General features: G+C 22.2%; 10 protein-coding genes. All 10 read left to right on the forward strand.

Annotated features, from left to right (window positions below):
• The first annotated feature begins 2 nt into the window (after positions 1-2).
• The 10 genes from prfB (at position 3) to ylqF (ending at position 12,974) form a co-directional block, all read left to right on the forward strand.
• Complete coding sequence (prfB, locus tag KTO59_RS00065) at positions 3-1,088, forward strand: peptide chain release factor 2 (protein ID WP_284928101.1); 1,086 nt, start codon at positions 3-5, stop codon at positions 1,086-1,088.
• Positions 1,089-1,176: 88 nt separating this feature from the next.
• Positions 1,177-1,923 carry a YitT family protein gene (locus tag KTO59_RS00070; RefSeq protein ID WP_284928102.1) on the forward strand — a complete coding sequence of 249 codons (747 nt, stop codon included), beginning with the start codon at positions 1,177-1,179 and terminating at the stop codon, positions 1,921-1,923.
• 163 nt (positions 1,924-2,086) lie between these two features.
• Positions 2,087-3,850 (forward strand): nitrilase-related carbon-nitrogen hydrolase, encoded by a 1,764-nt coding sequence (locus KTO59_RS00075; protein WP_284928103.1) that lies wholly within the window; start codon positions 2,087-2,089, stop codon positions 3,848-3,850.
• Positions 3,851-3,887: 37 nt separating this feature from the next.
• A complete protein-coding gene (gene mnmA / locus KTO59_RS00080; RefSeq protein WP_284928104.1) occupies positions 3,888-5,036 on the forward strand; it encodes a tRNA 2-thiouridine(34) synthase MnmA in 1,149 nt (382 codons plus the stop codon).
• Positions 5,037-5,097: 61 nt separating this feature from the next.
• A complete protein-coding gene (locus KTO59_RS00085; RefSeq protein WP_284928105.1) occupies positions 5,098-6,828 on the forward strand; it encodes a RelA/SpoT family protein in 1,731 nt (576 codons plus the stop codon).
• Between the two features lie 109 nt (positions 6,829-6,937).
• Positions 6,938-8,203 carry a histidine--tRNA ligase gene (gene hisS / locus KTO59_RS00090; protein WP_225696147.1) on the forward strand — a complete coding sequence of 422 codons (1,266 nt, stop codon included), beginning with the start codon at positions 6,938-6,940 and terminating at the stop codon, positions 8,201-8,203.
• Between the two features lies 1 nt (position 8,204).
• Complete coding sequence (aspS, locus tag KTO59_RS00095; protein ID WP_284928106.1) at positions 8,205-9,950, forward strand: aspartate--tRNA ligase; 1,746 nt, start codon at positions 8,205-8,207, stop codon at positions 9,948-9,950.
• Between the two features lie 42 nt (positions 9,951-9,992).
• Positions 9,993-11,261, forward strand: coding sequence for a tRNA lysidine(34) synthetase TilS (gene tilS / locus KTO59_RS00100; protein ID WP_284928107.1), 1,269 nt, complete (start codon positions 9,993-9,995; stop codon positions 11,259-11,261).
• 89 nt (positions 11,262-11,350) lie between these two features.
• A complete protein-coding gene (locus KTO59_RS00105; RefSeq protein WP_284928108.1) occupies positions 11,351-12,088 on the forward strand; it encodes a hypothetical protein in 738 nt (245 codons plus the stop codon).
• Positions 12,089-12,122: 34 nt separating this feature from the next.
• Positions 12,123-12,974 carry a ribosome biogenesis GTPase YlqF gene (gene ylqF / locus KTO59_RS00110; RefSeq protein WP_284928109.1) on the forward strand — a complete coding sequence of 284 codons (852 nt, stop codon included), beginning with the start codon at positions 12,123-12,125 and terminating at the stop codon, positions 12,972-12,974.
• The last annotated feature ends 44 nt before the right edge of the window (positions 12,975-13,018 follow it).

The raw sequence follows: 13,018 nt of genomic DNA on the forward strand, positions 1-13,018 counted from the left end.
TAATGGACAAGTATGAAATCAATAAAACTTTAGAAAATTTAAAAACAATTTTATCAGATTTAGAATATAAAATTAATTTAAAAGAAAAAAAAGAAAAAATCGAAGAAATTAATAAATTGATGGCAGACGCTTCTTTTTGGGAACAAAGTGATAATGCAACCAAAATAACTAAACAATTTTCTAAATTACAAGAACAAGTTAATTCTTTTTCGGAATTAAAAAAAAATTTAAATGATTTAATTGTTTTGTTAGATTTAACAGAAGAAAATGATAATGATTTTTTAATTTTGATGGAAGATTTGAAAAAAATAAAAAAAGATATTAAAAAATTTGAAATTAATATTTTATTAAATAAACCTTATGACGAAAATAATGCTATTTTGATTTTGCACCCAGGAGCAGGAGGTACAGAATCTCAAGATTGGTGTGAAATGTTATTTCGAATGTATCAAAGATATGCTCAAAGAAAAAACTTTCAAACTCAAATTTTATATTTACAACAAGGTTCAGAATCTGGTTTAAAAGCAGTTAGTTTATTGATTAAAGGTAATTATGCTTATGGATATTTAAAATCCGAAAGAGGAGTTCATAGGTTAGTGAGAGTATCTCCTTTTGATTCCAATTTACGTAGACATACTTCTTTTGTATCTTGTGAAGTTTTACCTGAAATAAAAGAAGAAATCCAAATTAATATTAAAGATGAAGATTTAAGAATTGATGTTTTTCGTAGTAGCGGAGCTGGTGGACAACATGTTAATACAACTGATTCGGCTGTGAGAATAACTCATTTACCTACTAATATAGTAGTAAACTGTCAAAATGAAAGAAGTCAAATTAAAAATAGAGAAAAAGCCTTACAAATCTTAAAAACTAAATTATTAAATTTAGCTCTTATGAAAAAAAAAGAAAATGAAAATAATTTAAAAGAAGATCAAAAAGATATTAGTTGGGGCAATCAAATTCGAAGTTATGTTTTTCATCCTTATCAAATGGTAAAAGATCATCGTACTAATCATGAATGTTTTCAAATTGAATTAGTTATGAATGGTTATTTAGATGAATTCATCAATGCTTTTTTAAAACAATAAAAATATTATAATTTTATAAAATTTTTATTTAAAAAAAGTTATAATTTAAAATTTAATTTATATAAATTAGAATATTAAGGCAATTTGGTTGAATATACAAAATATGATAAATTATAAAAAGATTTCTGATAATGTTTTTTATAAATGGTTTTTTATTATATTAAATGATTTTTTATTAGCTTTTGCTATTTATTTTTTTATTTTAGGTCCTAAATTGAATAATGGTGGTTTAGATGGTTTATCTTTATTAACAGTACAAATTATTAAATTTGTTTCATGTAATAAATTATTATCAGAACCACACATTTTTGATTTATGGATATTTATTTTTGTTCTTTTTTATAATTTTGTAACGATTTTATTAAGTTATAAATTTTTTGGCAAAGATTTTTGTAAAAAAACGATTTTTTTAGCCTTTTTTTTAACTGTTTGTTTTTTTCTTTTAAATTATTTTATAGGAATATATTCAAGAAAATCGTTTTTATCAAAAATTTTTATTGACCTAAAAAAAAATGATTTTAAAACATTTATGATATCTTCTCTTTTAGGCGGTCTTTTGATTGGTTATACCTTAAGTAATATTCGTAATTTAGGATATAATACAGGAGGAATGGATATTTGCCAAAAAATTTTAAAAGATATTTGTGGTATAAATTTTATTTTAGTTTTATTGTTTACTGATGGAATGATTGTTTTGTTTTCTTCTTTAATCGAAGACAAAGACGAATTAAAAATTTTTTTAAGTAGAATCTTTTGTTCTTTTTTATCTTTAGTTATTGTTGGTTTTGTAATTGAAAAAAGAGATGTTCTTGAAAAAAATGAAAAACTATTATAATATTTTAATAAATATTTTATATATTTTTTTTCTTTAACATATCAAAAAGATATTTTAGATATTTTTGTTAAATACTATAAAAATTTATTAAAAAATGATTTATCCAATGTACATTTATAACAATTAAAAATGAAAAAAACATAATTAGAAAGGTTTTGCAAAAATGTATAAAAATGACTCTATCAAAATAGAAATGTCAAGCCCTGATTTATATGTTGGTAATTCCTTTAAAAATGCTAAAAGTATTATTGAAGTTTTAAATAAAAGCAAATCAAGTTTGGTTTTATTTCCAGAATTATGTTTAAGCGGTTATTCAGCAGGAGATTTATTTTTTGAAACTACTTTTTTAGAAGAAAATATAAATTCTCTTAATTTTCTTATTAATAATAATTCTTTCAAAGGTGTTTATTTAATTGGGATGCCTTTTTTATTCCAAGAAGTTATTTTTAATGTAGCTGTGGTTATTCAAAATAAAAAAATTTTAGGTATTGTTCCTAAACAAATGATACCTAATTATAAAGAATTTAGTGAAAAAAGATGGTTCCAATCAGGTAAATATATAGATACTAAAATAATTAATTTTTTAGGACAACAAGTTCCTATTGGAAATATTTTATTTGTTAATAAAAAATTTGATATTATTTTTGGTGTTGAAATTTGTCAAGATTTATGGACTATTGAATCACCTAGCGATTTAATGGTTTTGAATGGAGCACATTTGATTTTTAATTTATCTTCTTCTACAGAACATTTTGGTAAAGATCAACTTCGTAAATTAGCGGTTTTAAATCATTCACGTAAACAAATAGGTGGATATTTTTACACTAGTAGCGGTATAACAGAATCTTCGGAGAATACTCTTTTTTCTAATCATAAAATTGCAGCTGTTTTAGGAAAAATTATTGGTGAAAAAAATTTAACAAGTTCAGATATTAGTTTGGTAGTAGATGTTTTTATAGACGCTATTAAATATCAAAGAAGAATTGATACAACTTATGCAGATCAAAAAATCGGAAAAGAATTCGTTTTTATGAAATCTTATTTCGAAGTTGAAGAAGTAGATTTTTATGAATTTGAAAAAAATTTTAATTCTAGACCTTTTTTGGATGATAACAAGGAAGAATTAGAAAAACAATTGAAATTATCTAATCTTATTCAAGTATTATCTTTGAAAACGAAAATGTCTTCTATATTTAATTCTAAAATCATATTAGAAATGAAAAATAGATTAAATGAAATTTTGATTCTTTTAGTAGTTTTTCAATACTTTCGCGATAATAAAAAGAGTTTACAATATTTAGAAATTATTATTAAAGAGTTAAATTATTCTGATGATCCACATATTTTATTTTTAACGAAAAAATTATTAAAAAATTTAGGCATAAATAATGTTAAAATTATTAAAGAAAACGAATTTCCATGTTTAGAACAACTTTTTAACGATGGATTTAATAAATTGGTTTTAGACAGCGATAATTTATCAGATTTGGCTGTTGGAAGAATAAATTCTGGTTTCCGTTCAGATAATGTTTTTTTATATAATTTAAATTTAGGTATACCTAATACTTTAATGTCTGAATTAATTCTTTTTCATTTTAAAGAAAACAAAATATTTATTGAAGAAGATATTAAAAATTACTATTTATCTCAAATAGAAAAATTTTTAAATTTTCAAGTTATTGTAGAAGATTTTATTTTATATCATCATTTAAATAATAGTTTTTCAAAAGAAAAGATAGCTTTTTTAATAGAAAAAACTTTTTTGTTAACTTATCAAGAAAGTTTGTTATTGGTTGTACGATATATGAAAAATTTTTATCAAAGTCAATATAAAAGAAATAAAATGTCTCCTGGACCTAAAATTTTATCTTATAGTCTTTCTTATCGTACAGAATTAAAACTTCCTATTCACATGGAAAGAGAATAGTGTAAATAAAAAATATTTAAAAATTTAAAGGACAAATATGAAAAAAAAAGTAATAATTGGTTTATCTGGCGGAGTTGATAGCAGTGTAGCTGCTTTTCTTTTAAAAAAAGCAGGTTATGAAGTCGAAGGTGTTTTTATGCGTAATTGGGATAGTAGCTTGAATTATGATGTAGAAGGTAATCCTTTTGTTAATAATAATATTTGTCCTCAAGAACAAGATTTCAATGATGCTTTGAAAGTCGCTGAACAATTGAATATTAAATGTCATAAGGTTGATTTTTCAGAGGATTATTGGAATCAAGTTTTTACTTCTTTTTTAAACGGTTTAAAAGCGAATTTAACTCCCAATCCTGATGTTTTATGTAATAATAAAATTAAATTTGATATTTTTGTTAAATATGTTGAGCAATTTAATCCAGATTATATTGCTATGGGGCATTACGCTAGGATTATTTATAAAAACAAAGAAATTATTTTAGCTAAAGCTTTGGATCGTGATAAAGATCAAACTTATTTTTTGTCTCAATTAAAAATAGAACAATTAAAAAAAGTTCTTTTTCCTTTAGGAGAGTTGACTAAGGCACAAGTGAGAGAAATTGCTGCTAAGGAAAATCTAATTACTGCTAAAAAAAAAGATTCTACAGGTATTTGTTTTATTGGCGAAAGAAATTTTTTTGTTTTTTTAAATAATTACTTAAAGACTAATAAAGGTCCTATTAAAGATATGAATGGTGTCTTTTTGAAAGAACACGAAGGTGTTATTAAGTATACTATTGGTCAAAGAAAAAGATTAAATTTAAAGGTTACAAAAGAAAACCAATCTCCTTGGTTTGTCGTCGGAAAAGATTTAAAGAATAATATTCTTTATGTAGATCAAAATGCTGAAAGTCCTTATTTATATAGTGATTCTGCTTTAATTATTGATGTTGTTTGGAGAAATTGCGATGGTAATATTTATAAAAAAAACGCTAGAATGAAAATAGAAGCTAAATTTCGTTATCGTCAACCTAATCAAGAAGTTGAAATTATATTTTTAAATGAAAGTACAATTAAGATTTATTATCCGCAAAAAATTAAATTAGTTACTCCTGGTCAAGTTTGTTCTTTTTATAAAGGAGATTTTTGTTTAGGCGCTGGTATAATAAAAGAAGTTTATTCTCAAAACAAAAAAATGTTATATGTTTAAACTTTATTTTTCTAAATAATTTATAATAATAAAAAAATAGAGAAAGCATAGGTTTATTTGTATGGAAGGTCAATTAATTAAAAAATTAGAAAATGAGGAAGATATTTATAAAGAATTAATGGTTCAAATTAATTCGTATATTACTGATAAAGATATTTTAAAGAAAATACACAAAGCTTATTTATTAGCTCAACTTAAACATAAAAAACAAAAAAGAGAAACAGGAGAAGATTTTATTATTCATCCTATTCGTGTTACTCAAATTTTAGCAGATTTAAAAAGCGAACCTAATACTTTGATGGCAGGATTATTACATGATGTTTTAGAAGATACTGATTTAACTTTTGATGAATTGAAATCGTCTATAGGTGAAGACGTCGCTTATATAGTCGAAAGAACAACTAAATTAACTAAAATTGTTTTTAATCAACGTCAAAGACAAATTGAGAATCAACAAAAAATGTTTTTAGCTATGGCTAATGATATTCGTGTTGTCCTTGTTAAACTTTCTGACAGACTTCATAATATGCAAACTTTGAAAATAATGAGACCTGTCAAAAGATTACGAATTTCAGAAGAAACTTTAACTATTTATGTTCCTTTAGCTCATCGTTTAGGTTTATTCAAAATTAAATCAGAATTGGAAGATTTATCTTTTCGTTATATTAATCCTGAGCAGTATTATCGTATGTCTCGTTTGATTAATATGAAGAAAAACGAAAGAGAAAAATCTATTCAACAAATTATTGATAATATTCGAATTTTATTTGTTCAATCTAATATTCAAAATTTTTCTATTAGTGGTAGAAGCAAAAATATTTATAGTATTTATAAAAAAATGAAACAAAGAAAAGTAAGTTTTGAAGAGATTTTTGATTTATTAGCGATTCGTATTATTGTAGACGAAGTGGATGAATGTTATCGTTGTTTAGGTATTATCCATTCTAATTATTCTCCTTTACCTTTAAGATTTAAAGATTATATTGCTATTCCAAAACCTAATTTATATCAATCTTTACATAATACTGTTTTATCTAAAGATGGAACTTTATTTGAGGTTCAAATCAGAACTAAAAAGATGGATGAAATTGCTGAAAAAGGAATTGCAGCTCATTGGGGTTATAAAGAAAATAAAATTTATTCTAAACAAGATAAACAATTAGAAATTGCTAAAAAATTAAGATGGTATCAAGAATTAATAAAAATAACAAAAGATTCAGATAATGATTTGCATAAAAATTCTCAAAATTTTGTAGATTCTATTAAGAATGATATTTTAACAGAAAATGTTTATGTTTTCACTCCAAAACAAGAAGTTTATGAATTGCCGAAAGGTTCTACTACGATTGATTTCGCTTTTTTTATTCATTCTTCTATTGGTTATAGAATGACAGGAGCTATTGTTAATGGTAAAATTGTTCCTTTGGAATATATATTAAAAAATGGCGATATTATTTCTATTAGAACTAATAAAAATATTTTTCGCGTTAATAAAAAGTGGTTAAATATAGTTAAAACTTCTTATGTTAAAAAATTAATTAAAAAATTCTTGAATAAAGAAAACATAGAATTAGTGAAAAACGGAAAAGAAATTTTAGATAAAGAATTATATAATCATAAAATAGATTTTGTCATTGATAAAGCTTTTTTAGCGAAAAACTTTAGGAAACAATATATTCAAAACATTAATGAATTATATATCGCTATCGCTAATAAAAAAATTAATTGTCATTTAGTTATTACTAAAATTAATTCTTTTTTAGCAATGAAAAAAAGATTTCAAAAAAAATAAGAATTTTAAATTAATTAATATTCAATTAAATAGAAAAATTTATTTTAAGTTTATTTTAATTATTTGATATTTAATAAATTTATAGAGGATTTAATTAAAGAAATTAATTATGAAAAAAATTAAAGGGACCCATGATTTAACATTTGATGAAGTTAAAAAATGGACTATTGTGGAAAATAAAATTAAAAAATATTTAAATAAATGTAATTTTAATGAAATAAGAACACCTATTTTGGAATATAGTGAAGTTTTTCAACGTTCCGCTCAATATTCTGATATGGTTTTAAAGGAAATGTTTGAATTTATAGATAAAAAAGGGAGAAAAATCGCTTTAAGACCAGAAGGGACAGCTTCTATTGTTAGGAGTTATGTTGAAAATAAACTTTATCATTTTAATGAATTAAATAAATTTTATTATTATGGTCCTTTTTTTCGTTATGAACGTCCTCAAAAAGGACGTTATCGTCAATTTCATCAAATAGGCGTTGAAATTATTGGTATTAAAAATTTTTTATCAGAAGTAGAACTATTTTTTTTGATAAATGATCTTTTGGATATTTTAAATTTAAAAGAGGCTAAAATTATTATTAATAGTTTAGGAGATTTAGAATCTCGAAAACGTTTTTTAAATGATTTTGTTCCTTATATTGAAAAAAATAAAGATCAATTATGTGATTTATGTTTAAAAAGAATAAAACAAAATGTTATAAGAATTTTTGATTGTAAAGAATGTTCTTCAAAAATTTTTTTACAAGAAGCTCCCGTTATTTTTGATTATTTAACTGATGAAGCTAAAGTTAAATTTAAAATAATTTTAGATATTTTAAAAGAAGCTCAAATTAATTTTGAAACTGATTTTCGATTAGTTAGAGGTTTAGATTATTATACTGATATTGTTTTCGAAATTTCTTTTTTTTCTAATGTTAATCAACAAAATTATATTTTAGGTGGTGGTGGAAATTACAATGAACTTGTAAAAGAATTTAGCGGTCATCGAATTAATAGTATCGGTTTTGCAATCGGCATGGAACGTTTGATGAATGTTTTAGAAGAGAATTTGTTTTTTCAAAATTATCAAACAGAATGTTTAGATGTTTATTTATTTTCTTTAGATGAAGAAATTATTTTAGATACTTTATTTTTGTCGAGAACCATAAAAAAAAATAATATAAAAGTGGAAATGAATTATCAAGTCTTTAATTTTAAAAAACAATTACACAAAATATTAGATTTAAAACCTAAATTTATTATTTTTATAGGAAAAAAAGAAATCGAAAATAATAAATTTAATATTAAAAATGTTTTTAATCACAAAACAGAAATTATAGATAAAAAAGAAATCATTAATTTTTTAAAAGAAGGATTATGTTCATAATATGAAAACAAAATATATTTTTTCTAATAACGAAATAACATTAAAACAGAATGGTCAAAAAGTTTTAATTAAAGGATGGATCGCTAGAAAAAGAAATATAGGTAAGAAAATATTTTTAATTTTAAGGGATTTCTCAGGAATTGTACAATTGGTGGTAGATCATGATCATCATCAATATGATCAAATAGCTTCTTTTAAAGTAGAAACTGTAGTCGAAGTTATAGGATTAGTTCGTGAAAGAATAAATAAAAATTTAAAAATAAAAACTGGTGAAATTGAAATTTTAATTGAAAAATGTAATCTTTTATCTGAGGCTCAAAATTTACCTTTAAATGTTTTTGAACAAACAAATGCTTTAGAAGAACAACGTTTAAAATATCGTTATTTAGATTTGAGAAGAGAAGAACAAAAAAAATATTTAGTCAAACGTCATCGAATTACTCAAAATATAAGAAAAACACTTTTAGATAATGATTTTTTAGAATTAGAAACTCCTATTTTATCCAAATCTATTCCTGAAGGAGCTAGAGATTATTTAGTACCTTCTCGAATTCATCCTTATAATTTTTATGCTTTGCCTCAATCTCCTCAAATTTTTAAACAATTGTATATGTTGTCTGGTTTTGAAAGATATTTTCAAATAGCGCGTTGTTTTCGAGATGAAGATTTAAGATCTGATAGACAACCTGAATTTACACAAGTAGATATTGAAACGGCTTTTTTTGACCAAAAAGAAATTATGACTTTAGTAGAAGAAATTATGAAAAATCTTTTTCAAGATATTCTTAAAAAAGAATTAAAAACTCCTTTACAAAAGATAACTTATGATAAAGCTTTGAATTTATATGGAACAGATAAACCTGATTTAAGATTCGATTTATTAATCGAAGATTTAACATCTTATTTTGATTTAAAAAAATTAAATCAAAACAATATTAAATCTATAATCAAAGGTATTAAATTGAATATTTCTGATTTCAAAAAATTTTTTTCAAGAAAAAAATTGGATGAATATAAAAACTTAATTAAACAAAATTTCTCTTTGGATTTACATTTTATTCAAAAACAAGATAATTTATTAAAAGGTTATTTAAATAATTATATTAAAGAGGTTTCGTTTTTAGAAGAACAAGAAATTTGTTTTTTTATTTTATTTAATAAAGAACATGGAATTAATGAAGATAATTTGTTAAAAGCTTTAGGTTTTTTAAGAAATGAATTAGCTAAAAATCTGGATTTATATGATTCGAATAAAGAATCTTTATTATGGGTTGTTGATTTTCCTTTATTAGAATTTAATGAATCAGAAAAGAGATATTATGCTATGCATCATCCCTTTACTTTACCTATTGATGTTCAACAATTATATGAGGCCCCTGATAAAGTAAAAGGACAAACTTATGATTTGGTTTTTAATGGTTATGAAATTGGTAGTGGTTCTTTAAGAAATTATCAATCTCAAGTTCAAGAATTTATTTTTAATAAATTAGGTTTAAAAAAAGAAGAAATTGAACAAAATTTTGGTTTTTTCAATGAGGCTTTGAAATACGGAGCTCCTCCTCATGGCGGTATAGCTTTAGGTTTAGATCGTTTAGTGATGTTATTTACTAAAACAAACAATATTAAAGACGTAATTGCTTTCCCTAAAACTCAAAGTGGTCAAGATTTAATGATGCAAAGTCCTAGTTTAGTTGATGAACAACAATTAAATGTGTTAAAATTAAAAAAATTAGAAACAAAAATATAAAATAATAAAAATAGTTTAAAATATTTAAAAGGAATTTAAATTATGATTTTTTCTTCTGCATGTTTCAAATTAGATAAAAAAAATATTTATATTATTTCTGTAAGTGGTGGCGTTGATTCTATGGTTTTACTGGATTATTTATATCATTTACAGTATAATTTAGTTGTGGTTCATTTTAATCATTTGAAACGAAAAGAATCATTAGAAGATAAAATTTTAGTCGAAAACTATTGTTTTTCGAAAAAAATTCCTTTTTATTATTTTGAATTACAAATAGTAGGACAAAATTTTCAAAATGAGGCTAGAATACTTAGAAAAGAAAAATTAAAACAAATTGCTGAAAAATATAAGACTTTTTATTTAATAACGGCTCATCATTTAGATGATTTAGCGGAAAATATTTTGTTCAAAATTTCTCGAGGTAGTTCTTTTTTAGGATATAGTGGCATGCAAACGTCTTATTTTAATGATGGTTTTTATTTTTTAAAACCTTTTTTGTATACTCCAAAACAAAAAATTTTGGATTATGCTTTTGACAAAAAAATACCTTTTTTAGAAGATCACACTAATTCTTTGAATATATATACTAGAAATAAAATAAGAAATCAAATTATACCTTTTTTCAAAGAGTTAAATAATTTTTTGAAAAATATTCAAAAGTTTCATTTTCAAATGTCGGAAATTAATAATTTTATAAGAAAACAAACTCATTCTTTTTTAGATAAAAGAATAGATAAAACTTTTTTCAATTTACAATTTTTTTTAAAACTAGATATTGTTATTCAAAAAGATATTATTTTATTTTTATTGGAAGAAAAAAAAATTGATAAAAATTTTTCTTTGATTAATAATATTGTAAAAGGTTTACAAAATAATAATAAACCTAGTATTCAATGGGATTTGTTATCTAAAGAATGGATATTAGTTAAACAATATTATAAATTTTTTTGGAAACGTAGAAATTCTGAAGTGATTTCTAAAAATTGTAAACCTTCCATACATTGTGCTTCTGATAAAAATTTTTTATCTTTTTGTTTTGCGAAACAAAAGATATTTTATGATCTAAATCGTCTTCAACCACCTTTTTTTGTGAGAACTAAAAAAACAGGCGATATTTTAGAATTTTCTTTCGGAACTCAAAAATTAAAAAAATTTTTTATTAATTCTAAAATCCCTTTAAATGAAAGGCAAAAGATTTGGTTAGTAACGGATCAACAAAATATTATTATTTGGATTCCTAATTTATATTTAAATTCTACACTTGGAAGAGATAAATTTCTTTATTTGGGTTTAAAGAAAGAAAATAATTGATTTACTATTATATGTTATTTTTTTAAAATTTCTTTTTTGATTTTAAAATTAATAAAAGAATTTTTATTTTTATAATTAAGGAGTTTTTAATGGATTTTAGTTGGTTGTTCAGTTGGGATAATTGTAAAATTTTTATTTCTTATTTTGCGGGTTTAATCTCAGGATTTATATTTTTTTCTTTAGTATATTTATTTTCTATTTTAAGAAATTTTAATAAAAACATTTATAAAACAGAAAATACAAATGATAAATTATCAAATGAAGATATGAATAAATTAATTAAAGAGAAACAAGAAATTTTTCAACAAGATATCAAACAGAAACCAGATGATTATATTTCTTTTTTATTAATTAATTGCAAAAATTTAATTTTAGAAGTGTCTTCTACTTTTTATCCTGAGTCTGATTTTCCCTATTTAGAACTAAATATTCAAGAAAGTTTAGCTTTGATTCAGTATGTTCATGATAGACTAGATAGTTTATTTAATAAAAAAATTATATTTTATTTTAAAAAAATGACTTTGAGACAAATTTTTGTTTTAAAAAAAAAATTAGTAGATCAAAAGTATGTGCATAAATATCGTAAAACTCGTAAAATTTACAATGTTTTTTCAAATACTTTAAATTTATTAAATCCCTTTCATTGGGTTAAAACGACTTTTATGAAAATTTTTTATAATAAAATTATTGTTAAAATAGGATGTTCTATTATTACAATTATGGGAGAAGAAATTTATAAAGTTTATAGTAAAAAAATATTTGAGACTCAAAATATAGATGATATTTTAAAGGAATTAGAAAAAGAAATTCAAAATACTAACAAGTAATTATTATAATAAAATAGGTAACGGTGTTTTTTTGATGATTGATATTCAATGGTTTCCAGGACATATGTCCAAAACTTTAAAAAATATTAGAAATAATTTAAAATTTGTTGATTGCATTTTAATTCTTTTAGATGCAAGAATTCCTTTTTCTAGTATGAATTTTGAACTTTTAAAACTTTTAAATAATAAACCTTTTTTAATTTTGTTAAATAAAAGTTCACTTGCTGATTTAGATAAAAATAGTTTTTTTCTTGATTTCTTTCATCAAAAAAAAATTTTATATACTTTGAATATTGACGCTAAACAAAAAATTAATATTAATAAGATATATCCAAAAATTAGAGAAATTTTTCAATATAAAGGGATAAAAATCAAAAAATTTTTAAAATTTATGATTGTAGGTGTTCCTAATGTAGGAAAATCTACTTTAGTTAATTGTTTAGCAGGTAAAAAGCTAATGAAAACAGCTAATTTACCAGGAGTTACTAAACAAATGCAATGGATTAATTTAGAAAATAATATGAAATTATTAGATACACCAGGAGTTTTATGGCCTAAATTTAATTATAAGGAAATAGGATATTCGTTAGCTATTTGTGGTTGTATTAAAGAAAATCTTTTCATAAAAAAAGAAATTATCGATTATTTTTTAAAATACTTACAAATAAATTATTCTCATTATCTAAAAAAACTTTTTAAATTAACTGATTTAGATTTAGAAACAGAAATTTCATTTCAATTTTTGATGACCAAAACATATAATAATGTTTCTGATGTTGATCATTCGAAACAAGAAAATAATTTATTATTGATGATTTTTAAAAAAATTCAAAGTAATAAAATGCCAAAAGTTAATTATGATCTTAATTTAAAAACTTTTTTATAGATATATAAAGTAAAATAAAAAAAGATATGTAAAAACAAGAAAGT

It is taken from the genome of Candidatus Phytoplasma sp. AldY-WA1 (assembly GCF_020312115.2).
Taxonomy (GTDB): Bacteria; Bacillota_I; Bacilli_A; order Acholeplasmatales; family Acholeplasmataceae; genus Phytoplasma; species Phytoplasma vitis.

What these genes read in the sequence shown, in the direction of transcription:
- prfB (WP_284928101.1), top strand. Translation starts at nt 3, where the DNA reads ATGGACAAGTATGAAATCAATAAAACTTTAGAAAATTTAAAAACAATT.
- KTO59_RS00075 (WP_284928103.1), top strand. Translation starts at nt 2,087, where the DNA reads ATGTATAAAAATGACTCTATCAAAATAGAAATGTCAAGCCCTGATTTA.
- mnmA (WP_284928104.1), top strand. Translation starts at nt 3,888, where the DNA reads ATGAAAAAAAAAGTAATAATTGGTTTATCTGGCGGAGTTGATAGCAGT.
- KTO59_RS00085 (WP_284928105.1), top strand. Translation starts at nt 5,098, where the DNA reads ATGGAAGGTCAATTAATTAAAAAATTAGAAAATGAGGAAGATATTTAT.
- hisS (WP_225696147.1), top strand. Translation starts at nt 6,938, where the DNA reads ATGAAAAAAATTAAAGGGACCCATGATTTAACATTTGATGAAGTTAAA.
- aspS (WP_284928106.1), top strand. Translation starts at nt 8,205, where the DNA reads ATGAAAACAAAATATATTTTTTCTAATAACGAAATAACATTAAAACAG.
- tilS (WP_284928107.1), top strand. Translation starts at nt 9,993, where the DNA reads ATGATTTTTTCTTCTGCATGTTTCAAATTAGATAAAAAAAATATTTAT.
- KTO59_RS00105 (WP_284928108.1), top strand. Translation starts at nt 11,351, where the DNA reads ATGGATTTTAGTTGGTTGTTCAGTTGGGATAATTGTAAAATTTTTATT.
- ylqF (WP_284928109.1), top strand. Translation starts at nt 12,123, where the DNA reads ATGATTGATATTCAATGGTTTCCAGGACATATGTCCAAAACTTTAAAA.